Origin of the sequence: Pelagicoccus sp. SDUM812005 (assembly GCF_031127875.1) — a bacterium.
Lineage (GTDB): Bacteria > Verrucomicrobiota > Verrucomicrobiia > Opitutales > Opitutaceae > Pelagicoccus.
Map to the genome: position 1 here is coordinate 157,200 of NZ_JARXIA010000003.1, position 25,183 is coordinate 182,382.

Here is a 25,183-nt window from a genome sequence, read left to right on the forward strand (position 1 = left end):
AATGGTGAAACCTGAAACGGATACCTGATGGCACGCTCCTTCCATAGAAAACGCTCCCTGGAGCCGAACTCCGAGCTGAACGTGACGGCTCTGATCGACTTGGGTTTCGCCCTGTTGATCATCTTCATGATCAGTACGCCCTTGATCGAGAAGGAGCAGGTGATGGAGGTCGACTTGCCGGTTTCGGGGCAAAGCAGCGAGAAGACGGTTCCGAAGTCGGTGGACATTACGGTATTGAAAGATGGATACCGGGTGGACGGAAATATTATGGGCGAACCGGAACTGGAGCGGGAGTTGGCTCGATTCGCGACGGAGCGGAAGGCTCCGGTGATCAGCATACGCGGCGATGCGGAGACGCCGTACCAGCGTATTATGAATTTGATGGATCTTCTAAAGGAGTACAAACTCGGGAAGATTCACTTCGTGACGAAGGACGAAGGGTAGGTATTTGCGCCGATGCAAGACGTTCGCCTAGCAAACATGTTCTACGAGCAGAGAGGGCCGCTGGTCTTCTCGGCGAGCGTGCATTTGGTTTTGCTGGTGGGGGCTGCGATTTGGGTGCTGTTCTTTTCGGAGCAGGAGAAGAAGCCGTTCCAGTTCGAGCTGGTGCCGCCGCCTTCCGGCGGGGCGGCTCAGCAGACTTCGGAGTCGCTGCCGACCTTGGATTCGATCAAGTACGAGCGGGTGGAGGACAGCATGCCGACCTTGGACGATATCCAGGTGCCCGAGCGTCCGGTGCGCACCGTAGAGGTGGAGTTGCCGCCCGAGCCGGTGGTGAAGCGGGAGCAACCGGTGGTGGAGACGGCGCCGCCTAAGTCTAAGCCTAAGCCGAAGCCGATGAGCATCGAGGATTTCTTGAAGCAGAATCCGGATGCGAACGAGATCAAGAACGTCCGTACCACTCCGGCTCCGACGCGGAACAGCCGTCCCGACATCAAGGTGCCGCAGTTCAAGGGGATCGAGATCGGCAACTTGCCGCCGGCGGAGATTGCCAGCTACAGCCAGGCGGAGCAGGACGCGATCGGCAGCTACATCGCGGGCTTCAAGGCCCGTTTGCAGCGGGCGGTGGACAATTATCCTTCGCAAGGGTCCCAGCTATCGGTGTTGGTGAGCTGCGATATTTTGGCGAACGGCACGGTGACGAATGTACGGATCATCAGCCCGAGCAAGGACAGCGGCTTCAACAATATGGTGGTGGCTGCCTACAAGCGAAGCTCGCCCTACGCGCGGCCTCCGCATGGCAAGGAGCTGAGGGATCTGCGCATCGAATTCGTGCAGAAGTGGTAGCTTGCTGGGGCGAAACCTTGCCGTTCTTCGGTTTCGGGCAAGGCCTGGGGCGTGGGGTTGCCCAAGGGGATTGAGCGTTCGGGGGCGCTACGTTTTTTGGTAGATGCAGAGTTCTCCGTCGCCGTAGTAGCAGATCAAATACGCTCCATCGGTAGCGAGGGTCTCGAAGAGTTCGAGAGTTGACTCCTGCTCTTCGGGCCAGGGGTAGGCGTAGAAGAGGTCGATATCGGCCAGTTCCCAGTCGGCCTCCTCGTATTGGAAGCTGGCGTGGTGGCTGTTGGCGGGTTTGAGCAGTTCGCGTCCGCCTTGGGTTTGCAGGAAGTCGAAGCCGTCGGGAAGGAAGCTGGTTTCCAGGAAGCGGGCCTCGAGCTGGTGTTCCTGGGCGAGGGCGCGGGAGCGAGCGACGAGTTCGGCTTCGATCTCGATGCCGTAGGCTTCGAAGCCGAGCAGGGCTGCGAGGCAGGTGGCGGTCCCGAGGCCGCTGCCCCACTCGCAGAATCGGTTTCCCAGCAGGCTTCCGTTTTGCTGGAGCGTTTGCATGGCGCGGCAGACGAGCGGGTAGTCGGCCGGCAGGAAGCGGGGCAAGGTCTTGTTCGCTCCTGTATCGAAAAAGTCGTCACAGCGTCGGTCGGCGGCTTCGAGGAAGGCGCGTATCGGCTTGGGGAGCGGGGCGCTCGTTAGGTCGAGGTCGAGCTCGCGGATCGGCATGGGGATTTGTGGTGACGTTTATAGGTTGGCGGAGCGGGAGAAGGTGAAAGCGGAGAGATTGGAGGACATTGACACGGCTGGGAAGCTTGGCTTGGTGATTGGGCATGAAAATTCTATTGGCCCTTTTTATCGCGTTGTTTACGAGCGCCTTCGCCCAAGCTGCGAAGCACGAGCCCGTGCCTTTTCCGGAGGAGGTTGCTCAGGTGGGCTACAAAATGGTGTCGGGACTGTTGCGGAAGGGAACGGAGATTCCGAGCGGTTGTTACACGGACGAAGAGTCTCGCACTGTTTTTTCCGGGCACCAGAAGGGGATGAATGCCTCGATCCTTTTTGGACCGATTGGAGTGATCGCGGCGAACCAGGCGAACAAGGCGGGCGGTCGGGAGCGGAGCGAGAGCTTCAATCCATTCGCTGGATTCGAGGTGGAAGATTTGGTCGAGGAGAAGATCCTTGCCGAGTTTTCGGCGAACGCGGTTGGGGTTCTCGTAGAGGGGCAATCGGAGCGAACCTTGGAATTCTGCCCTTATGTCATTCTAAACCGTAACGAGAAAACGGGTACGAAGATCTATATCCTGTGCATCGTCGAACTGAAACGCGAAGGTTCCTCTAAGCCGCTGTGGAGGACCCGTTTTTATTCGGAGCTACCGGGCGTGTTTTCGGACGCTGACCTTGCAGACTCGGATGAGGTGGCCGCGTTGTGCGAAGCGCCTGCGGAGCGCCTTGCGTGGGCGATTCGCAAGGCGGTTACGATGGACTTTTCGCAATACCTGCCTCGGAAGGTGAAGGCTCGGTTCGCTGGCATGCCTAACAACGGCCTCCCGTTTGCAGGGGCGGTAGTGGACGAGTTGGGCGATTTCAAGCTCATGCGTATGGTCTACTGTTTTCCGCCATCGTATACGGTTGCGCATGTCGACTCGCTCGCGTTTTCGGACATAAAGAAGTTCAAGGACAAGCATCGGGACGCGTTCCTGGCTGCCGCTGCGGAACCGGGAGCAGAAGGCTCGGACTAGCGAGAGGGCCCGTTTGGCGGATCGACCCGCTCTCCGCCGGCTGGCCGCGCTCGCCTACCGGTGCTGCTTAAGGACTTCGAGCACGGTGGCGGTGTCTTCGCGGGCGTTTACCTCTTCGTTCTTGTAGATGACCTTGCCGTCCTTGCCGATGACGAAGGTCCAGCGGGAGGTGGTGAGGTTGCGGAAGAAGGTGTGCATGTCGCCGTTGATTTCGCGCTCGAGGGAGCCGCCGGCCCGAGTGGGGACGCCGAAGAGCTGGGCGATGGAGCCGTTGGGATCGGAAAGGAGGGGGAAGTTTAGGTTGTGGGCTTCCTTAAAGAGGGAGAGGCCTTTGACGGAGTCGCCGCTGACGCCGACTACGATGGCGTCGGCTTCGTCGAGGTTGGTGGAGAAGTCGCGGTAGGAACAGGCCTGGGCGGTGCAGCCGCCGGTCATGGCCGCCGGGTAGAAGTAGACGACGAGGTTCTTCTTTCCGATGTAGTTGGAGGCGGTCCAGATCTCGCCGGTGTCGTCGTTGGCTGCGAAGTTCGGGAGTTCGCTGCCGACGTCGAGGGCAGCGGAGGTGAGGGAAGCGGTTACGGTCATAGCGGCGATGGCGATACGTTGGAGGAGCTTTTTCATGTGGGGCAGACGAATGGGTTGGTCCTTTGCTTGTAGGGAAGTTGCGTCGCGGAGCAACTTTGTTCGGACCGGCCTCGCTTTTCTTCGTGACCTGGCGGGTGGGGATCCTATAGCTTGCAACACGTGTAGGGTTGAGCGGCCGCAGCGGGCTGCCACCCTTTTTTACCCCGATACTGTTTGATATGAAGCGAAGTGTTTTAGCGATGTTCGCGGTCTTGTGCGCCGCGGTAGCGATGAAAGCGAAGGTCCTGGATTGGGACGACGCCTTGCGGCAACCGGGCGAGTGGTACGCTTCGGCGGAGGGGGCAGCGGTCGCGGAGGCGGTCCTGGCCTACCAGACGGAATCCGGAGGCTGGCCGAAGAACCTGGACCTGTCGAAGCCGCCAAGCGAAGCGTACTGGAACGACAGCGAGTCGCGGCGCTACGCGACCATCGACAACGGCGCCACCACCACGCCGCTCCGGTTTTTGGCGCGGGTGAACGAGGCGCAGGCTTCGGCCCAGTGGCAGGATGGGCTGGAGCGCGGGCTGGAGTACTTGCTGGAGGCTCAGTACGACAATGGCGGCTGGCCGCAGTTTTATCCGCTGCGCAAGGGCTACTACTCGCATATCACCTACAACGACGACGCCATGGTGCGGGTGCTGCGTTTGTTGCAGGAGGTGGAGCAAGGGAAGTCGCCTTGGGGGCAGATCGACGCCGGCTTGCGCGAGCGGGCGGGTGAAGCGGTGCGACGCGGGGTGGAGTGCATCTTGGCCACCCAAGTGAGGCAGGACGGGCAGCTTACGGCCTGGTGCGCGCAGCACCAGGTGGATAGCTTGTTGCCGGCCAAGGCGCGGGCCTACGAACTGCCTTCGCTCTCGGGAGCGGAGTCGGTGGGGATCGTGCGCTTCTTGATGAGCTTGGAAGATCCGTCGCCGCGGGTGGTGGCGGCGGTGGAAGGCGCGGTGCATTGGCTGGGTAAGGTGGCCATTCCGGGAATGAGTTCGGAGCGGGTCCGGGACGCGGAGGGCAAAAGGGATCGGGCGCTGAAGAAGGCTCCGAAGGAGGACCTCTGGGCCCGTTTCTACGAGTTGGGCACGAATCGGCCGATCTTCGTGGGGCGCGATGGCGTGGCGCATTATGACTTTTACGAGATCGAACAGGAACGTCGCGGCGGCTACGGTTATTACGGCGGCTGGGCTAAGGATATGATTTCTAAGGAGTATCCCGAATGGCGGCGCCGCTTGGCCCTGCAGTCGGCGGGGCCGGTGCTTTATTTGGTGGGGGATTCGACGATGGCGGACAAGCCGCGTCCTACCAATCCCGAGAAAGGCTGGGGGCAGCTGCTGAGGGAGTTCGCGCTTTTGCCCTTGCGAGTCGACAACCATGCCATGAACGGGCGGAGCACGAAGTCGTTCATCGACGAAGGCCGTTGGGACGAAGTGCTGGGACGCTTGAAGGCGGGGGACTGGGTTTTGATCCAGTTCGGGCACAACGACGAAAAGGAGCACAAGCCGGCGGTCTACGCGGAGGCCCATACGACCTATCGGGACAACTTGATGCGTATGGTGAGCGAGGCGCGAGCGAAAGGGGCTCGGCCGCTCTTGGCCCCGTCTGTGGCTCGTCGCAAGTGGGACGAGGCCGGGGAGCGGCTGGTGCCGACCCATGGCGACTATCCGAAGGTGGTCCGCGAGGTCGCTGCCGAGCTGGAAGTTCCGTTTTTGGAAATGGAGGCGCTGACGACGCGGCTGGAGGAATCGCGCGGGGTGGAAGGCTCGAAGCGCTTGCACTTGTGGTACGAGCCGGGGGAATTGGCGATCAAGCCGGAGGGCTTGAGCGACGACACGCATTATTCGTGGGAGGGCGCTCGGGAAGTGGCTCGGTTGGCGATCGCGGAGCTGCGTCGCTTGGAACTGCCGCTGGCGAAGTACTTCGCGGATGCGGTCGTGGCCCGGGACGGCAGTGGCGATTGGAGCTCCGTTGAGCAGGCCATCTACAAGGCGCCGCAAGGGCCGGAGGGAACGCCCCGCTGGATTATTCGGGTGAAGCATGGCGTGTATCGGGAACGCGCCTACGTGCAACGGGAGCGCGGCAACATCCGGCTGGTTGGGGATGCGGCGGAAACGACTGTATTGGTGGAAGGGATACATGCGAATATGATGGGACCGGACGGCAAGAAGCTGGGGACCTTTCGTACGCCGACCTTGCAGGTCGACGGGGAGGGCTTCGAGGTGTATTCCATGACGATCGCCAACGATGCCGGACCGGTGGGGCAGGCTCTCGCCTTGCGGGTTGACGGGGATCGCGTGGTGTTTCGCGACTGCGTTTTCAAGGGGTGGCAGGACACGATCTTCGTGAATCGCGGTCGCCACTACTTCGAGAACTGCTACATCGAGGGGCATGTCGATTTCATCTTCGGCGGGGCGGTTTCGGTTTTCGACAAGTGCCATATCCATTGTCTGAAAAATGGATACATTACGGCGGCGTCGACTCCGGCCGGGCAGGAGCACGGCTTGGTCTTCCTTGATTGCCGCATTACTGGAGAGCCCGGGGTGAAGACTTACTTGGGGCGTCCTTGGCGGGCCCATGCCCAGACCAGTTTCGTGCGTACGGAAATGTCGGAGGTGGTACGGCCGGAGGGCTGGCATAACTGGACGGGGCCGGAGCGCGAGAAGACGGCCCGTTATGCGGAGTTCGGAAGCTTCGGCCCTGGGGGAGAAAGGGCGGATCGCGTGCAGTGGGCGACTTGGCTCTCGGAGCGGGAAGCGTCGGCACTCCAGGTAAACGCGATTTTCGCGAGCGGGGAACAGGTTTTGCCCTTCGCTCCTATGGAGTAGCTTGCTCGCGATGCGGTTCGGCGAGGCGGCGCATAGGTAATAGTGGAAGGGTTGGGCCGGCAGGCTGGGGCGTCCTTGCGTTTTAGAGGCGCTTGGGTTTCGTTAGGGCGTTCTTCCCGTTCGAAACCGATAGCCCTGTTTTCCTATGAAGCTTCCCCTTTTTGTCGCAGCTCTCATGCTCCTTGGCTTTGCCGCATCGGCGACGCCCGTATCCGAATCGTTGTTACAGGTCGAGGTTGCGGAAGGCCGGTTGGAGGGCAGCCTTAGTCCTGACGGCGAGGTGATTTCCTTCAAGGGCGTCCCCTATGCGGCGCCTCCGGTGGGCGAACTGCGATGGAAGGCGCCGCAAGCGGTGGAACCGTGGGAGGGGACTCGCAAGGCGACTGCTTTTGGACCGAGAGCGATGCAGAAGCCGATCTGGGACGACATGTTTTTCTTCGACGAAGGGCCGAGCGAGGATTGTTTGTACCTGAATGTTTGGAGGCCGGCGGAATTCGAGGCGGAGGCGCTGCCGGTGATGTTTTGGATACATGGCGGCGGCTTCTTCGCTGGGGGGACTTCGGAGCCGAGGCAGGACGGCAGCTCGCTTGCGAAGAAGGGGGTGATGGTCGTGAGCGTCGGGTACCGCATGGGTGTATTCGGTTTTATGGCACACCCGGAGCTGACCGCCGAATCGCCCGATGGAGCCTCGGGCAACTATGGCTTGCTCGATATGGTGGCGGCCTTGGAGTGGGTGCAGGCGAACATTGAAGCTTTTGGGGGAGATCCGGGGAATGTGACGATCTTTGGCGAGTCGGCCGGTTCGTGGGCGGTGAGTTCCTTGATGGCGTCGCCGGAGGCAAGGGGCTTGTTTCACAAGGCCATCGCCCAGAGCGGCGCGGTGTTGAGTCCTTGGCGCCAGCCGCCCGCCCGCGAGGAGGCGGAACAGGTGGCGTTGGCGTTCGCGGAGAAGCATTTCGAGGGGGCGTCCTTGGCGGAGCTGAGAGCTTTGCCCGCGGAGGACCTGCTGGAGGTTTACTGGAGAGATGGTTTGCGGGACTTTTCGGTTTGTCAGGACGGTCTGTTCTTTCCCGAGGATCCGGCGGAAGTTTTCGCGAAGGGCGAGCAGAGCGACGTGCCTCTGATCGCGGGCTGGAATTTGGATGAAGGCGGAGCGGGCGGATTCTTGCAGGGAGAGGCGAGCGTAGAGAACTATCGGGCAAGGGCGGAGAGTGAGTTTGGCGAACGAGCGCAGGCTTTTCTGGACGTGTATTCAGCGGATGGACCCGAGTCGGTGGAACGGGCGGCGGCGGACTACGTGGGAGATCGCTTTATTGGATACGGGACATGGAGATTGATCGAGGAGCAGGCGCGGACGGCATCGTCACCAGTATTCAGATACCGTTTCGACCAGCTGTTGCCTTTGCCGCTGGATGCTCCGGCGGATGCGCAGCCAAGGGCGGCCCACTCTTGGGAGATCGAGTACGTGTTTGACGTGCTGGCTTCGAAGGATCTGCCGTGGCGGAGCGAGGACTTCGAGGTGGCTGCCATGATGTCCAGCTACTGGAGCAATTTCGCCAAGACTGGAAACCCGAACGGAAAAGGCCTGCCGGAGTGGCCGGCTTATAGCGAAAGGGAGTCGAAGCCAGTTCTCCACATCGACGCTAGCCCTGAACTTCGGTCGGATACGCACCGGGAACGATACGAGTTTCTGGAATCGCTGCCTTCGGACTAGAGGAACTACGGTAGGGCTTTAAGGGGAGCCTCGAAATCGGGCTTGTGAAAAAAGTTGAAATCGACGCGGACGCAGCTCTGGCAGGGCTTTAAAGGGCTGTGAGCTCGTTGACAAGGGTGGTGGTGGCGAGGATCTTGAAGGTCGACTCTTCTTGTTTGATCCATGTGCCTACGATTGCTGCTACCGCTAACTTTTGTCCTTGCCCTGGCCGTCAGTGGCCAGGCTAAGGCGGGCAAGGAGTTCGTACGGCTCGGGGTCGAGGACGGACTTTCCCAGAGCTGGGTCCGTAAGGCGATTCAGGATACGCATGGTTTCATGTGGTTTGGCACCAAGGATGGCTTGAACCGCTACGATGGACGGGAGTTTCGCGTGTATCGCCCTGAGTCCGACAATACACGCGGGTTGGAGAACGGCTCCATAAACGATCTTTATTTGGATGCGTCCTCGCGGCTTTGGGTTTGTACCTTGGGCGGCGCCTTCGTCTATGATCGGGAGACCGACAGCTTCGAACTCTTCGAGCCGATCGGGCGGGCCACGGTCACCACGGTGCGTCAGGTTTCGGACGGCAGCTATTGGTTTGGGACGCCGAACCAGCTTTTCCACTACGTGCCGGAGACTGGCGAGCTTGACCGCTACGGTCACGATCCTGAGGACGCGAGCAGCCTTCCTAGCAATTTGGTTTGGAACGTGTTGGAAGATCGCCGGGGCCGCCTATGGATCGGCACCCACAAAGGGGTTTGCCTCTACGACCGAAGGAGCGATTCCTTTTATCGGTTAGCGGACCAGGATGGCGTGGGAAACACGTGGGTGCAGTCTATGCTCGAGGACAGTTGGGGGCGCCTGTGGATCGGAACCGAGAAATCGATCTTTCTCTACGAGCTCGGTGACGGGAATCGCTTGAACTATCGCAAGTTGATGCCGATCCGGGGCCAGTGCATCAGCGTGGATCAGGAAGGGCATATGTGGATCGGTCACGGCTCCGGCCAAGGATTGACGATTTGGAAGGTGGCTCACGAAACCGGCGATCTTCTCGAGCAGGAAAGGTACTCCAATAGGCTCCACGACGAGCGAAGCTTAAGTTCGGATGGAGTGGACTGTATTCATGTCGATAATACAGGTGGAATTTGGATTGGAACCTATGGCGATGGGCTCAACTACTATTCGAACGCAAGTAAGAACTTTAATACGATACGGATCCACGACGCCGATGCAGAACTGGACGTCGGAGAGCAGGTTAACTCCATCCTGATTGATGGAAAGAATCGTTGGGTTGGCACGGAGCGAGGGCTCGTTCGCTACGACTCGGAAACGAGGCAGCACTACGAGTACAAGTATTCGCCGGAGGATGAGAGCACGATCGGCGCGAATGCCGTGTACCAGATCGTGAAGGATTCCAGAGGCGATATTTGGGTGGCCGCTTGGGCGGGGGGCTTGAACAAGTACCTACCCGAAACGGATTCTTTCCTTCGCTATCAGAACGATCCGGATGACCCGCGAAGCCTGAGCAACAACAACGTGTTTTGCATCTTGGAGGACCGGGAAGCTAAATTTTGGATAGGAACGATCGGGGGTGGCTTGAACCGATTCGATCCGGAGACGGAAACCTTCACCCGCTACCTGCACGATGTGGATGACGAGAGGACGATCAATAGCCAGTACGTGAACGATATCGAGCAGGACGCGGAGGGCGTGCTCTGGATATCGACCTACAGTTCTCTGGACCGATTCGATCCGAAACTTGGATACTTCGAGCATTTCAGCCACACTGGTGATCCGCTGCCGCAGAACAGAGGCGATCTCGAGGTCGTGTTCATCGATAGCCGGGAGCAGATTTGGTTGGGGACGGAAGTGGGCTTGCTTTCGTTCGATCCCGAGACGTTGAGCTACCGCCGCTATGGCGTGCCGGATGGATTGCCGAACAATTCCATCAAGTCGATCTCCGAGGATGCGGAGGGGAACCTTTGGCTGACGACCAATTTCGGTTTATCCCAGTTCGTAGGCGGTATTCAGGTTCCGGATCAACCGCGCTTCATCAACTACGATTGGAAGGATGGCCTGCAGTCCAACGAGTTCGTCAAGCGCTCGAGTTTCGTGGGCGAGGACGGCACGATGTGGGTGGGAGGAGTCTCGGGGCTTACGAGTTTCAATCCTGCCGAGATCAAGCCTAATCTGGAGCTGCCGAAGGTGCTGATCACGGATCTCAGCATACTCAACCGGAAGGTGTATCCGGGAGAGCCTGACGGAGTTCTCCCAGCGGAAGCTTACCTGTTGGACCATTTGGAACTCGGTTACGAGGATTCTGTGTTTTCGTTCCGCTTTTCTTCCTTGGTGTATCCAAGAAATGAGGGCATTGAGTACGCCTACATGCTCGAAGGTTTCGACGAGGATTGGCAGTATGTGAAAGGGGTATCGTCTGCGATCTATACCAACATCGATCCTGGCGCTTATACGTTTCACGTGAAGTCATCCAATGCGGATGGCATTTGGGGGGACAATGTGGAGAGCATCTCGATAAGCATATTGCCTCCTTGGTGGATGACGATCTGGTTTCGGGTGTCGGCCCTCGCGTTGGTGGCGCTCGGCCTATTCGTTGCCTACCGGTTGCGCGTCCTCTCCTTGAAGCGTTCCCGCGTCGCTTTGGCGAAGAGCGTGGCGGACGGGACTCGCGAGCTGGCGGAAGCCAAGGAAGCGCTTTCTCGGCAGAACGAGGAGCTGAAGGTGCACCGCACGCAATTGGAAGAGCTGGTGGACGAGCGAACCAAGGAGCTCAAGGCCGCTCGCGACAAGGCGGAGGTTTCGGACCGTTTGAAGTCCGCGTTCATCGGCAACATGTCCCACGAGATCAGGACGCCGCTCAATGCGATCATGGGATTCTCGCAGCTGATCGCCATGGAGGCCAAGGGCAGGGGCGAGTTCGACGACTACAGCAATTGCATTCGGGAGAATACGGAAATGCTGGTCCAGCTCCTCAACGACATCATCGACTTCTCCATCTTCGAGTCGGAAAAGCTGACTTTGAACTACGAGTCGATCGACGCGTGGCTTTTCTTCCACGAGCTGAGCTCGGACTTTTCCCAGCTGGTCTCGAGCCGCACGCCGGAGGGCGTTTCCTACGTGGCGGACAACCAGCTCAGCGATTCGCTTTGCGTTCGCTTTCAAGCGGACAAGGTGCGCCTAAGGCAGATCCTGCTGAACCTTGCTACCAACGCGTGCAAGTTTACGGAGAAGGGGGCGGTGAGCTTCGGCTTGGCCTACGATCGCGAGTCCGGCAGTCTCAAGTACTGGGTGAAGGATAGCGGCATCGGCATCGATCCCTCCGAGCACGAAGCCATCTTCGAGCGCTTCCACAAAATCGTGGACAATCGCAAGTCCTTCGCTCGCGGGACAGGCTTGGGGCTCGCCATTTGCCGTCGGCTTTCGGACGAGCTCGGCTTCGAGCTCAGCTTGGAGTCGGAGGTTGGAAAGGGCTCTGTATTCACGCTTACGATACCGGTGACCACAGAGACGCAAGGTCCCGCTCGGGCCAAGCCAGGAGCCGGCGCGACCGAGGCGCCGGAGCTCGATTTGAGCGGGCGGGTGATATTGGTTGCGGAAGATATCGTGAACAACTACACGATCGTGGAGCATTTCCTGGAAGATACAGGGGCTCGTTTGATTCATGCCTTGGACGGCGAGCAAGCGGTTCGTCTGTTCACGGAACGCGATGGCAGAGTCGATTTGCTGCTGCTGGACATTTCGATGCCGAACATGGGCGGAGTGGAAGCGCTGCAAGCGATTCGGGCGCTTAATCCCGGAATTCCCGCCATCGCCTTGACGGCTCACGCTTTCAAGGGAGACGTAAACATACTTCTGGAGTCCGGCTTCCAGCGATGCCTGACCAAGCCGGTCGAGAAGGGGGACCTCCTAAGGGAGATCGGGGAGTTTCTCGATCCCCTGCGCTCCTAGGGAGATCGGGGCCTTGACCGCTTGACTCGCTGGAGGCCTTGATTGAGATGGACCGATGTCTGCGAAGGAGAGAAATCCAGAAGGCGAGGGAAGCGAAGGTTTCGATTGTACCGATTGCGGTGCCTGTTGTCGGTGCTACCCGATTTTCGCCAGCGCCAGCGACGCGGAGCGCGAGCCGCTCCTGAAGGAGAGATGCGTTCGGGTGGACGACTTCCTAGGCAAGGGGGAGGTCGCGTATCGCATGTATCCACTCGCCCATACGGAAGGCTGCGCTTTTCTGGGGGAGAATCAGCTTTGCGGCATTTACGCGAGCCGTCCTGAGGTTTGCCGGCGATTCGAGAGCGGCAGCGAGCAATGCATCCGTGCTCGGGAGCGAGTGGGGATCGGAGCGCGGCGGCGTTCCTAGCTCCGCTTTTTTGCTCTTAAAATGTTCAGGGTCCTTGCAGTTGCTCCCGCGCTCTTGTCGTAGAGTGGGAAAGATATGAGCAATCTTCACGACCCGATCAAAGTGGGAGCTTGGGAGCTACCCAATCGAATTATCATGGCCCCGCTAACCCGCTGCCGCGCCAGCGAGGGACGCGTGCCCAACGCCTTGATGGCCGAGTACTACGCCCAGCGCGCCAGCGCTGGTCTTATCATTTCGGAGGCGACTTCGGTCGATCCGATGGGAGTGGGTTACTACAACACGCCGGGAATCTGGTCCGAGGAGCAGGTCGAAGGTTGGAAGCTGGTGACGGAGGCGGTGCATGCGGCGGGCGGACAAATCATCCTGCAGCTGTGGCACGTGGGTCGCATTTCGGATCCGGTGCACTTGGAGGGCAAGCTGCCGGTTGCTCCTTCCGCGATAAAGCCCGCGGGGCATGTGAGCCATCTGCGGCCTGAGAAGGCGTTCGAGACGCCGCGTGCCTTGGGGATCGAGGAGATTCCCGGGATCGTGGAAGCCTACCGGAAGGGGGCGGAAAATGCGAAGCGTGCCGGCTTCGACGGGGTGGAGATTCACGGGGCGAACGGGTACTTGCTGGACCAGTTCCTGCAAAATTCGACCAACAAGCGCGACGACAGCTATGGAGGGTCGGTGGAGAACCGAGCCCGTTTGATGCTGGAGGTTGCGGATGCCGCGATCTCGGTCTGGGGAGCGGATCGGGTTGGCATGCACCTCGCTCCGGCCTGCGATGCGCATGACATGGGTGACTCCAATCCGTCACAAACCTTTGGATACGTCGCCGAAGAGTTGGGCAAGCGCGGCATCGCCTTTATCTTTACCCGCGAAGCGGTATCGGACGGCTGCGTCAGTCTGGAATTGAAGCGAAAGTTCGGCGGCGTCTATATCGCGAACCAGGGACTGACTGCCGAATCTGGGGCAAAGCTCGTCGCCGACGGCGTCGCGGATGCGGTTTCCTACGGGCAACTGTTCATCGCGAATCCGGACTTGGTCGAGCGCTTGAAGCAGGGAGCTCCGCTCAACGAGCCGAATCCGGACACCTTCTACAGCGCGACTCTGGAAGACCCGAAGGGATACGTGGACTACCCGAGTTTGCAAGAGGTCGAGGCCTAGCGCACCAGGCCAAGCTTGCCGCGAGAGCGCTCTGGGTTTGACTGCGGGGCGCTGTTGCGGCGAACTCGATTTTTTCTGGAGAGAGTCAAAATGAATGAAAAACCGATTGTCTACGTGAAGGCGGGATGCCCCTGGTGCATTGACGCGGAGAATTACCTGAAGAAGAAGGGCATCGCCTACACTGCGAAGGAAGTCCGGTCCGATCCGGCTGCCATGGCGGAGATGGTGGAACTGTCAGGCCAGAGCAAGGCTCCGACTTTGAAATGGGGCGACTTGGTGCTGGCGGATTTCGGGGTGGACGAACTGGTCCCGTTTCTTGCCAAGCACGGCCTCGCCTAAAGGGCGCCGCGAGGTGTTTCGAGCATGGGCGTCCAGCGTGCAGGGCCGGGGATTGGGGCGGCGCTTCCGGCCCGCTTCAAGTGGATTTGCCTCGGCTGGCTGCTGGTCGCCATGGCTTGGGGAGCGTTGCTGCGCTGGCATGCCCTCGCTCCGGTCGCCGGCCTGAACTACCGCTTCGGGCTGCATACGCATTCGCACATTGCGCTCCTAGGTTGGGGCGTGATGGGGCTCTACGTGCTTTTGGCGGAGCAGTTCGTGAAGGCGGAACGGATCCGTTCCCTGCGCCGCCTATTTTGTTTTTTGCAGCTTTGCTTGCTCGGCATGCTGCTGAGCTTTCCGTTCCAGGGATATGGAGCTGTCTCCATAGTGGCGTCCACCTTGTTCGTGTTCGGTACCTACCTGTTTTCTTGGTGGCTGTATCGAGATGTTGGCGACGAAGATATAAACACGCGGCTTATGGCCCGTTCGGCGGCGGTGTTTTTGGCATTGAGCAGCATTGGCCCTTATTTGGTGGGCTACTTTAAGGCGAAGGGGCTGGAGGCTCATCCCGGATATGCCAACTCGCTCTACTTCTACCTTCACTTTCTTTACAACGGTTTCTTCGTGAGCGCGATGTTGGCTTTGCTTTTTCGGAAAGCGAATCCGGAGCGGCTCAAGCGTTTGCCGCGGTTCGAGCTGCCATTGTTTTTGACCGGGGTGAGCGTGAGCTATTTTCTGTCCGTACTGTGGATGGGACCGCATCCGCTTTATTATTCCCTTGGGGCAGCCAGCGCCGCCTTGCAGCTCATGATCCTGCTGCGCTGGACTCGGGCCTTGGGGTTGTTCGGAACGAGACAGCTTTCAATGGGAATCAAGTTTGTGGTGGCATTGCTCGTCGCCAAGATGTCGATACAGCTTGTGTCCGCATTTCCGGAAATAGCGAACTGGGTCTTCGTCACGCAAATCTACACGATCATTGGATACATCCATTTCGTGATGCTCGGCATTATGACACCCTTTCTCTTTCTTTCCCTCTTTCCGGAAGCGGCGAGCCGGCAATGGAGCCGGTGGGGCGGGGTACTGTATTTCGCGGGTTTTCTCCTGACGGAGGCCCTGCTCTTCGGGGCCGGGCTTTGGAGCGAGGTTCGCAGCGCTCTGCCTTATCGAGAGCTTCTGGTGGCCGGTTATGGCGTATTGATCGCGGGAGCGTTGGCTGTGGCGCTTGGCGCTCGCAAGCAAGCTGCGGCTTAGGTGGGGGCTGATTCGAGAAAAGCTTGTCCTGTAATTTAGTGTTGCATAAAAGTGCGCCTAAGTGACTGTTGTTGGAGGTATGAATGCCCCTTGCCCTCGATCGTTTCGTGCCCTGTTAATTTCGCTGTTGGCGGTCTTCGGCGTTTGCCTCGCTCTCGGCGAGCCAAGCGGCGGTAAGTCGTTCTTTACGGAGCGGCTTAGGGACGAACAGGCGGTCTATTTGGATGATGCGACGTTCGGGGCGGTAGGGGACGGCGTTGCGGACGACACGGCGTCGATCCAGGAGGCGATCGACGCGGTGCAGGAGAAATCCGAATACGGAGTGCTCTACATCCCGTCGGGGCGCTACCGGGTCAGCGATACGCTCTACATTTGGAAAGGGATCCGGCTGATCGGCTACGGAGAGACTCGTCCTACTTTTTTCTTGGCGGAGAACGCTCCAGGCTACCAGGCGGAGGAAGCGAAGTACGTCTTCATTTTCGTGAGCAACCGCCCGCGCCCAGGCCAAGCGATCAGGCCAGCCAATCCGGGTACGTTCTATTCTGCCCTGAGCAACGTGAACATCGAAATCGGCGAGGGGAATCCGATGGCGATCGGGGTGCGCTCGCACTTTGCCCAGCACTGCTTCCTGGCCCATATCGACTTCCTCGTTGGGAGCGGGCGAGCCGGGGTCGAGAAGGTTGGGAACGAGATCGAGGATTGCCGCTTTTTCGGGGGAGACTTTGGGATCATTACCACGAAGCCGTCGCCCAGTTGGCCCTTTGTGATGATGGACAGCCATTTCGAGGGGCAGCGAATCGCGTCGATTAGCACGGAGGAGGCGGGGCTCACTTTGTTGCGTATCAGCTTCAAGGATACGCCGAGCGCGATCGTGGTGAATCCGGATCGGGCGGAGGAGCTCTATCTGGCGGATTCGAGTTTCGAGAACATCACAGGGCCGGCTTTGGTGATTAGCGACGAACACAACGCGAGGCCGCAGTTCAATCTAGAAAACGTGGTAGCCGAGCGCGTTCCGGTGTTGGCAAAGTTCCGCAGGAGCGGGAAGACGGTAGCGGGTCCCAGCGAGTTGTACCGCGTGGCGTCTTTCACGCACGGCTTGCAGATTGACGCACCCGGTCAGGAAGGGGTGGTGGAGACTCGTCACCAGCTGGAATCGCTGGAGTCGCTTCCTCCGCGGGTCGCGAGCGATGTGCCGCCATTGCCGGCTCAGAGTGAGTGGGCGAACCTCAAGGATTTTGGGGCGGTCGGCGATGGGGAAGTTGACGACACGGAGGCTTTGCGGGCGGCTATCGCTGCGAACCGAACCGTGTTTTTGCCGACCGGCCGGTATCGGGTTTCGGGTACGATCGAGCTGCGAGCGGATACGGTTTTGATCGGCGCCAGCCCTATTACCACCCAGATCCTTATCAAGGACTACACGCCTGCCTTCATGGGCGGGGCGGAGGTGCCGCGCATCGACGAGGAGCGAATACGGCGTTGGGGCCTAGATCCGCAGGACGAGGCGGTGCGCCGCCGCTTTACTCCCCCGGTTCCTGCAATTGCAGGGCCGCCCAAGCCTTTGTTGCTCGCCCCGCAGGGAGTCCGCACGATTCTATGTGGTATTGGCTTGGATACAGGCGGTGCCAATCCCAGCGCCATTGCTCTCAAGTGGATGGCGGGGGCGGACTCTCTGGTAAGCGACGTTCGTTTCCTCGGTGGGCATGGGACCTATCGTCCGGACGGCAGCTCCGTGCCGGTCTACAACGAGAACCGTACGGCGGACGGGGATTACCGGCGGCGCTGGGATTCGCAGTATGCGAGCCTTTGGGTGACCAACGGAGGGGGAGGAACCTTCAAGAATATTTGGACTCCGAGTCCCTACGCTCAAGCTGGTATGCGCATTACCAATACAGCAACGGAGGGACGCGTGTATCAGCTTTCCTCCGAGCATCACGTTCGGGCGGAAGTGCAGTTGCGAGGCGTCGAGAATTGGAAGTTCTACGCTCTCCAGTTCGAGGAAGAGAGCGGGGAGGGGCCTAACGCCTTGCCGCTGGAAATCGAGGACTGCCGCAACCTGCTTTTTGCCAATACCTATCTGTATCGGGTGGACCGAATGATATCGCCTTTTCCTTATGGCGTGAGGATTCGCTCGAGCGAGGACGTGGTTTTCTGCGGGCTGCATGTGTACTCGCCGACCAAGTTTTCCTATGACGTGACGGTGTTCGACGAAACGAGGCAGCAAGAGGTGCGAGCGCGGGAGGTGGCGCGTTTGCAAGTGGGGGTAGGCGAGTGGGGGATATCGGAAAAACGGTCACCAGGGACCCGAGTCGAGAGGATTGCGGGTGGATTCCAGTTCGCGGATGCGGTGGCGACGGATCGGCGAGGCAACGTCTATTTCATCGATGGACGTTGGCATCGGATCTATCAGTGGAATGTGGATGCGGATACGCTGTCGCTTGTGCTGGACGCAGCCATCGCTCCGGTGGGCATTGTATTCGATTCCTCTGACAATGCCATGGTTCTGACCGCGTCTAAAAAGGTGTTCACTTTCGACCTTGATGATCCGGAGGAAAGTTTGCGCTTGGTGGAGGCGGTTCCGGCTGAGGCCCGTCCAGGCGCGGTTGCGGTGCACCCGGGGCATCGCTGGCGCGATGCGCACGACCTGTTCGAAGCGTCGACGGCCGCTTCGGAATCGCATTTCCTGTCGCCGGACGGTTCGCTCTACTTGACGGGGCTCGATACCTTGCGCCGATGTTTTACGCTGCGAAAGGCGACGCCGGGACAGCCCTTTTATCTGGCGGACGAGTTTGGCCAAAAGGTTTGGCGGTACGAGGTGGAGTCCGACGGGCGCTTGCGGGATCCGGAGTTGTTCGCCGAAAACGGAGAATTGGATTTGGCGGTGGATGCGAAGGGACGAGTTTACGTGGCCGCAGGGCATGTTTACGTCTACGCAGCGAGCGGGGAGTTGCTGGACGTCATAGAGGTGCCCGAGCGTCCGGCGTCGCTCGCGATCGGGGGCAAAGCGGGCGACACCCTCTACATCGCCGCCCGATCGTCCCTTTATCGAATCGCCTTGAAGTGAGGGGCAGGGAAGCGGCAGGCCGGGCTTTGAAAAGCGGTGGGGAAAGATTCCCGAAAATTCTTCAAAAATTCGCTTGCCAAGGGGGTGATTCGTTGCCGTTTTAGCGACTCTGTTTTGGGGCCGTAGCTCAGTTGGAAGAGCGCCTGCATGGCATGCAGGAGGTCGTCGGTTCGATCCCGATCGGCTCCACCATCCTTCGCCGGAGGCTTCGGATGGCACGCCTTGGATTTTTTAGCCGCTTCTGGGAAGTGGCTTTTTTTGTGCCTTCTGACTGGGGATAAGGTACGATATCGAAGATATAGGGATTTGCTCGAATGTTCTCAACTGGACTCAATTCGGTTCAAAGCGTCTTTACTTTGTCTATATTCAAGGGACGAGGCGAAATCTGCCTTTCTTCGTTCCCTGAACGGTTCTCGTGATCGGCTCGCTTTGAGGTCTTGGACAAATTTCTCGTCGGATTTCCCGATCATCTCCCGCCTTTTGGCAGCAAGGAGACAAAAAGGTCGTCGGGACTTTAGTGATGAGCTTCAAGGAAGGGTCACCACAGTGCTGCTAGAAGTTATCGAAAAGTGTAGATTGGCTGGGATCCCATGTATCCCTGTCACGGATGAGCTGATAGTGCCGCTAAGCGAGAGGGAAAGGGTTCGGACTTGGATGCAAGAGGCCATCTCTGTGAGAACAGGGGTCGTGCCAAGAATTGGGTGACGTAGAGGCTCCCTGCTATGCCCCACACCGCTCCTCAGTTGTGGAAACGGTATGGATTTGCCGGCCGGTCGAGAGCGATGCCCAATGACGGACACCCGTGAGGCATTTTGAGTGCTCAAAAAGATTCCTTAGAGGGGGCGGTGTCGAGTGTAGGTATTTCTCTGCAAAAAACTTGCTTGGTTCCTGAGAGCTTCCTACAAGCTCTGTGGATCCTCTTTAGATACCTGTGAGCCCTCTAGATCCTGCTCCTCAAGCACTTGAGCAGCATTGGGCCACGTCATCCCTTTCTCCTGCATGTCCTCCCAGTCAAACAACCTCGCTTCCTACATCTGGACGCTCGCCGACCTCCTGCGCGGCGACTTCAAGCAAAGCCAATACGGGCGCATCATCCTCCCGTTTACTCTCTTGAGACGCCTCGAGTGCGTTCTAGAAGAAACCAAGGACGCTGTCCTCGCCGAGGCCGAAAAGGTCCAAAAGATGGGCCTCCCTGAAGAGGCTCAGGAAAAGCTCATCCTCCGCGCCACGGGTGGGCTGTCCTTCTTCAACACCTCTCGCATGGACCTCTCCAAGCTGGGAGAAACCAGCATCAAGGAAAACCTCGACTCCTACCTAGCCAGCTTCTCCAAAGATGCCCGCGAGATCTTCGAGCACTTCAAGTTCGGCGAATTCGTAGCCCAGCTCAACGACGCGAATCTTCTCTACAAGATCGTCCAAAAGGTCCGCACCACCGACCTCAGCCCCAAGGCCATCTCAAACCACGAGATGGGCCTCGTATTCGAAGAGCTCATACGCCGCTTCGCGGAAAGCTCCAACGAGACCGCAGGGGATCACTTCACGCCACGAGACATGGTTCGTCTTACTACCGCTCTCGTCTTCATGGAGGACGATGACGCCCTCACTAAGCCTGGAATCATCCGCACCATTTACGACCCCACAGCGGGCACAGGAGGCTTTCTCTCCTCCGGCATGGAATACGTGCACGAGCTCAATCCTCAAGCCGTCATGCGCGCCTTCGGCCAAGAGCTCAATCCCGAGTCCTACGCCATCTGCAAGGCGGACATGCTGATCAAGGGGCAGGACGTCTCCAACATCAAGCTGGGCAATACCCTCTCGCAGGACCAGCTCTACGCCGACAAGTTCGACTACATGCTCTCCAACCCGCCTTTCGGCGTCGACTGGAAGAAGATCGAGTCGGACATCAAGGACGAGCACACCCTGAAGGGCTACGACGGTCGCTTCGGTCCAGGCCTGCCGCGTGTATCCGATGGCTCGCTGCTCTTCCTGATGCACCTCATCAGCAAGCTGCGTGATCCTAAGGACGGCGGCGCTCGCATCGGCATCATCCTAAACGGCTCACCGCTCTTCACCGGCGGCGCGGGTTCGGGCGAGTCGGAGATCCGCCGCTACATCCTCGAGGCCGATCTCTTGGAGGCCATCGTCGCCGTGCCGACCGACATGTTCTACAACACCGGCATAGCTACCTACATCTGGGTCCTCACCAACAAGAAGACCAAAGAGCGCCAAGGCCAAGTCCAGCTCATCAATGGGGTCAACCTCTTCAGCAAGATGCGCAAGTCCCTCGGCTCCAAGCGCAACTTCATGGACGAGGAGGACCTTGCCACCGTTACCCGCGCCTTCGGAGCCTTCGAGACCATTGACGCTCGCGACCTAGACAAACCTGCCGAGCAAAAGAGCAATCGCGGTCGCCAGTCAAGTAATGCCAAGGCGGATACACCGAAAACCTTTGCCGCCAAGCTCTTCAAAACCCACGAGTTCGGCTATCGTCGCCTCACCATAGAGCGCCCATTACGCGAGTCCTATCAGTTCAGCGACGAACGCATCGCCACCCTCCGCTTCGCTCCCAAACCCTTCGAGGTGCCCATGCAGTGGATTTTTGGTGAGTTCGGCAGTGACTGGACCGATGAGCCAAGCTGCGAGCGCTACGGCCTGTTAAAGGCGCACGAGGAAGCCATCCGCAAGTATTTCAAAATTCACTTCAAGGAGCTAAAAGAGAAACAGATCAAAGACCTGCTCAGCCGCAAGCTCTGGCTCTCTCAGCGCGATCTCATGCTAAAGGCCCAGCGTATTCAAAAATCAGTTGGCAGCGAGCAACACGACGACCGCAACGATTTTGACGACGCGATCAAAGCCTCCGGTGTCAAGCTCGACGCCAAAGAGAAAAAGCAGCTCATGGCCGCAGTCTGTTGGAAAAACCCCGAAGCCGCCAAAGTCATCAAAAAGGTCCACAAAGGCAAAGCGGCAAAGCCCCTCTATGGCCTCTTCGAGGTATCTGGAAAGCTAATCGAGTACCAGCCCGACAGCGACCTGCGGGACAACGAAAACGTCCCGCTTGATCCCAGCCAACCCGTCAAGGCGGTCAACGAGGCTTACTTCCAAAAGGAAGTCGCCCCTCACGTGCCCGACGCTTGGATCGATGCCTCCAAGACCGATGCCAAGGACGGAGAGATCGGCATCGTAGGATACGAGATCCCCTTCAATCGCCACTTCTACGTCTACCAGCCCCCACGCGACCTCGCCGAAATCGACAAGGACCTAGACGCCGTCAGCGCGGAAATCATGAAGTTACTGCAGGAGGTACATTCGTGAGATTGCGTGAGTTTAGAGCGTATCCAGAATACCGTGATGCGAGTAGTGAATGGCTAGACGACATTCCAAAAGATTGGGATAGGACTCCGCTTAAGTTCGTCGTATCAACAAGAATAACGGACGGTCCGCACGAAACACCCGAAATACTAGAAGAGGGTGTTCCATTTCTCTCCGCTGAAGCGGTCAAGGAATTCAAATTGGATTTCAATAGGAAACGTGGTTACATAAGCCGCGATTTACACATAATCTACAGCAAGAAATGTCTACCGAGATTAGGCGATGTTTTCATGGTGAAATCGGGTAACACGACTGGAGCGATAGCAATGGTCGAGACAGACGAAGAGTTTAATATCTGGTCGCCTCTCGCACTCATAAGAGCAGACCAACGGAAAATGCTCCCTAGGTTTGTTTATTACTCGATGAGGGCAGATTTCTTTCGAACAAGTGTTGAGCTATCGTGGAGTCAGGGAACTCAACCCAATATTGGAATGGGTGTGATTGAGAATCTTCATCTCGCGCTACCGTCCATTGGAGAACAGCAAAAAATAGCGGATTTTCTGGATCATAAGACGGCGAAGATCGATCGGCTGATTGAAAAGCAACAAGAGTTGATCGAGCTGCTCAGAGAAAAACGCCAAGCCGCCATCAGCCACGCCGTCACCAAAGGCCTCAACCCCAACGCCCCCCTAAAACCCTCCGGCGTAGAATGGCTCGGCGATGTGCCAGAGCATTGGGATGTTCATAAAACTAAACGCCTTTTCAGCTTAGAATGCCATCCTTCGCCTGTAGATAACGGCATGGAGCTGCTGAGCGTCTATACTGAAATAGGAGTGCGTCCACGAAAGGACCTTGAACAGAAAGGGAACAAAGCATCCAGCACCGATGGATATTGGTTGGTCAAAAAGGGCGATATCGTCGTGAACAAACTCCTAGCGTGGATGGGAGCAGTTGGATACTCTGACTTCGAAGGAGTCACCAGTCCAGCGTACGACATTCTTCGAAAAAGAAAGCCTCTCAATCCGTGGTTCTATCACTATTTATTCAGAACAAAGCTAGCCCAAGGGGAGTTCAAGCGCTGGTCCCGAGGTATCATGGAAATGAGACTCAGGTTGTACTTCGATGAACTTGGTCAAATCGACATGCCGTTTCCCCCTGTTGAGGAGCAAAACTTAATAGTGGAGAGTATGCGCAAAATGGAGTCATCCTACGACGAGCTTATCGACAAAGCATCGCTGCAAATCGAGCTCCTCCAAGAACGCCGTACTGCCCTTATCTCCGCTGCAGTCACCGGAAAGCTCGATGTGCGCGATTGGCAAGCACCAGCCCTGCTTGAAACCGAAGCCACTTCGTAGCTCAAGTTTACACTAATTATGCTTAGGCGTATAGACAGTCTACGAAACTTCGGGATTTACCGAGATTTTGAAGGTAGTGATCAATCCGAACTGCCAGTTTTCGCCAAACGGAACTTGATTTATGGGTGGAATTATTCTGGGAAGACCACTCTTTCACGCCTATTCCAATCTCTTCAGTTTCACGACCAGCCACTACCGCACCCAGATGGTCAATTCAGATTGATGCTCGATGATGGAACGTACCTCACCGATGCAAATCGGACACCTCCAACTCCTGTACGAGTATTCAATCGTGAATACATTGAGTCAAATTTCCAGACAGAGCACACGGCCCCAGCAGTATTCATAGTTGGTCGAGAATTCCTCGAACAAACTGCTCATTTAGAGCGTATACTTGTGGCTCAAGAAGCTCTAAACAGTCGAATAAGAGAGAGGCGTGACGGCATTGATACCATCAATCGTCAGCTGAACGATGCTGGAACAGAGAGAGCTCGATCAATATCACAGCTTTTAGGAGTTCGCGATTTCAACAGGGCACATCTTCAAGAGCGTGTTCGAACGGTAAGAGACGCCCCATCAGCTTATTTGCTACCCGAGGAACGCATACAAGCACTAGTTGAAACAAACCGGTCAGGAGAACAATTCAACCGTATCGAGCCAGTCTCGTTGTCCCTTCCTGATCTTAGAGTAGAAATCCAGCAAGCAAGAGAACTGCTACGACGGACCGCCTCATTTGATGCGATAGAGAGTTTACGAGAAAACAGAGAGCTCGAAGCCTGGGTACGTGAAGGTTTGGGCATTCACGACGAAACAAACACATGTCAATTCTGCGGTGAAGAAATTCAGGTTGAACGACTTGAGGAATTGCGACGCCATTTCTCGACTGCATCGCAAGAGTTGTTGCTCGCCATCAACCAAGGAATTACGCGTCTAAAATCGATAGACTTCGCCACTCCAAGCATTCACGAGCGTGATTTTCTCCAAGATTTAAGAAATGACGCGAGCCAGAAGCTTTCGGGTCTTAATGCGTGGCTTCAAGATGCTGCAGAGATTCGGCAAGGCTTGGTTGCTGCACTCGAAAATAAAACGACCGCATTAGAAACCCCGAGAACTTGGGATGGAGATGAAGGTCGCTTTGTAGAATGGACTGTGCATCTTGACCCCCTGAATGATTGTATAGGTCGCCACAATCAGCGTATCCAAGATATGGGTGCAGTGCGGCGTGAGGCTCGTACTTCAATAGAACAGCATTTTGCAGCGTCGCATTTTGTAGATGCTCGAGTCGCTGAGTCTGAGGAACGAATCGCTAACTTAGAAAGAAGGGTTGGACATGCGAACAGAGCCAAAGATAGGCTTGAGCGAATCGAAAATCGAATTGAAGCTCAGGTAAACAGGACCGAGAGGGGCGTGGAAGAATTCACGCAACTTGTCTCGTTTCTCTTAAAAGATAACGAGATCCGTGTTGAGCCGATAGCGCAGAATAGATTTCAACTGCTACGCGGAAGAGTTCCTGCCAGTAAGCTTAGTGATGGAGAGAAAACAGCGATAGCTCTGGCTCATTTTGTTACGAGTTTGGAGGGCGAAGGCGAGAATCTAGCAGGCTCCATCGTCTACGTCGATGACCCAATATCGAGCTTAGACTCAAATCACATTTACGCAGTTTCTGCTCTCATTCAGGAGCGTCTCGAAGCAGCACACCAAATATTTGTTTCAACTCATAGCTCTGAATTTTTTAGCCTTTTAAAAGCGAGATGGCTCAAAGATAGGGAACTAAAAGACAATTCAGAGGGATTTTATGTGGTCCGTTCAGAAGATTGTGAAGGATCGTTCTCAAACTTGGTGAAGCTTCCAAATTTGCTGAGAAAATTCAGTTCCGAATATCAGTTCATCTTCCACCAGCTTCACTCGTTTGCCAACAATCCATCCCCCACAGAATTTGAGGCCTACGCTGCACCGAATTTGTTAAGGCGCTTTTTGGAAGCCTACCTCGGATTCCGGAAACCGCACATAGCAGCTTGGCATAAAAAACTAGATCTGATCCTCGATTCAGCCGAATCCTGTAGAGAAATCCATAGGCTTTTAGACGACGCGTCTCATCTTCAACGAATTGGACGAGCTCTCCAAGAACCAGCTTTCATTGCGATCACCAAAGCTCGAGTTAACGATGTACTTCTCGGCTTAGAAGAGAAAGATCCCGAGCACTACTCATCAATGGTATCAACTCTGTCGTAAT

The 25,183-nt window shown here is 57.3% G+C and carries 16 protein-coding genes and 1 tRNA gene; 15 read left to right on the forward strand and 2 right to left on the reverse strand.

What is annotated here, in order from left to right:
* Nucleotides 1-27: 27 nt before the first annotated feature.
* Together QEH57_RS05905 and QEH57_RS05910 are read left to right on the forward strand one after the other, a co-directional pair.
* Nucleotides 28-444 (forward strand): biopolymer transporter ExbD, encoded by a 417-nt coding sequence (locus QEH57_RS05905; RefSeq protein WP_309005766.1) that lies wholly within the window; start codon nt 28-30, stop codon nt 442-444.
* Nucleotides 445-456: 12 nt separating this feature from the next.
* Nucleotides 457-1,287, forward strand: a complete 831-nt coding sequence (locus QEH57_RS05910) for a TonB family protein (RefSeq protein ID WP_309005767.1) — start codon at nt 457-459, stop codon at nt 1,285-1,287.
* Between the two features lie 87 nt (nt 1,288-1,374).
* Here the strand turns inward: QEH57_RS05910 and QEH57_RS05915 are convergent, their stop codons facing one another.
* Nucleotides 1,375-1,995, reverse strand: a complete 621-nt coding sequence (locus QEH57_RS05915) for a hypothetical protein (RefSeq protein ID WP_309005768.1) — start codon at nt 1,993-1,995, stop codon at nt 1,375-1,377.
* A 104-nt stretch (nt 1,996-2,099) separates the two neighbouring features.
* On the opposite strand from QEH57_RS05915, the gene QEH57_RS05920 reads away from it, so the two are divergent.
* Nucleotides 2,100-3,005 carry a hypothetical protein gene (locus QEH57_RS05920; RefSeq protein WP_309005769.1) on the forward strand — a complete coding sequence of 302 codons (906 nt, stop codon included), beginning with the start codon at nt 2,100-2,102 and terminating at the stop codon, nt 3,003-3,005.
* A gap of 54 nt (nt 3,006-3,059) precedes the next feature.
* Here the strand turns inward: QEH57_RS05920 and QEH57_RS05925 are convergent, their stop codons facing one another.
* Nucleotides 3,060-3,626: a peroxiredoxin gene (locus QEH57_RS05925; protein ID WP_309005770.1), complete on the reverse strand. Its 567-nt coding sequence runs from the start codon at nt 3,624-3,626 to the stop codon at nt 3,060-3,062.
* Nucleotides 3,627-3,859: 233 nt separating this feature from the next.
* On the opposite strand from QEH57_RS05925, the gene pelA reads away from it, so the two are divergent.
* From pelA to QEH57_RS05985, 12 genes are all read left to right on the forward strand, one after another.
* Nucleotides 3,860-6,442 (forward strand): pectate lyase, encoded by a 2,583-nt coding sequence (gene pelA / locus QEH57_RS05930; RefSeq protein ID WP_309005771.1) that lies wholly within the window; start codon nt 3,860-3,862, stop codon nt 6,440-6,442.
* A 145-nt stretch (nt 6,443-6,587) separates the two neighbouring features.
* On the forward strand, nt 6,588-8,156 hold the full coding sequence (locus QEH57_RS05935) for a carboxylesterase/lipase family protein (protein ID WP_309005772.1): 1,569 nt from the start codon (nt 6,588-6,590) through the stop codon (nt 8,154-8,156).
* Between the two features lie 162 nt (nt 8,157-8,318).
* Nucleotides 8,319-12,101 carry a two-component regulator propeller domain-containing protein gene (locus tag QEH57_RS05940; protein ID WP_309005773.1) on the forward strand — a complete coding sequence of 1,261 codons (3,783 nt, stop codon included), beginning with the start codon at nt 8,319-8,321 and terminating at the stop codon, nt 12,099-12,101.
* Nucleotides 12,102-12,156: 55 nt separating this feature from the next.
* The gene (locus QEH57_RS05945; protein ID WP_309005774.1) at nt 12,157-12,507 is read left to right on the forward strand and encodes a YkgJ family cysteine cluster protein; all 351 of its coding nucleotides are present in this window, start codon (nt 12,157-12,159) and stop codon (nt 12,505-12,507) included.
* A gap of 75 nt (nt 12,508-12,582) precedes the next feature.
* Entirely contained in the window at nt 12,583-13,656 is a 1,074-nt protein-coding gene (locus QEH57_RS05950) for an alkene reductase (protein WP_309005775.1), read from the forward strand.
* 90 nt (nt 13,657-13,746) lie between these two features.
* On the forward strand, nt 13,747-13,995 hold the full coding sequence (locus QEH57_RS05955) for a glutaredoxin family protein (RefSeq protein ID WP_309005776.1): 249 nt from the start codon (nt 13,747-13,749) through the stop codon (nt 13,993-13,995).
* Nucleotides 13,996-14,019: 24 nt separating this feature from the next.
* Entirely contained in the window at nt 14,020-15,225 is a 1,206-nt protein-coding gene (locus tag QEH57_RS05960) for a hypothetical protein (protein ID WP_309005777.1), read from the forward strand.
* Between the two features lie 79 nt (nt 15,226-15,304).
* A complete protein-coding gene (locus QEH57_RS05965) occupies nt 15,305-18,286 on the forward strand; it encodes a glycosyl hydrolase family 28-related protein (RefSeq protein WP_309005778.1) in 2,982 nt (993 codons plus the stop codon).
* Nucleotides 18,287-18,402: 116 nt separating this feature from the next.
* A tRNA-Ala gene (locus QEH57_RS05970) sits at nt 18,403-18,478 on the forward strand.
* A gap of 807 nt (nt 18,479-19,285) precedes the next feature.
* A complete protein-coding gene (locus QEH57_RS05975) occupies nt 19,286-21,598 on the forward strand; it encodes a class I SAM-dependent DNA methyltransferase (RefSeq protein ID WP_309005779.1) in 2,313 nt (770 codons plus the stop codon).
* A gap of 2 nt (nt 21,599-21,600) precedes the next feature.
* The gene (locus QEH57_RS05980; protein ID WP_309005780.1) at nt 21,601-22,950 is read left to right on the forward strand and encodes a restriction endonuclease subunit S; all 1,350 of its coding nucleotides are present in this window, start codon (nt 21,601-21,603) and stop codon (nt 22,948-22,950) included.
* Between the two features lie 18 nt (nt 22,951-22,968).
* Entirely contained in the window at nt 22,969-25,182 is a 2,214-nt protein-coding gene (locus tag QEH57_RS05985; RefSeq protein WP_309005781.1) for an AAA family ATPase, read from the forward strand.
* Nucleotide 25,183: the final 1 nt, after the last annotated feature.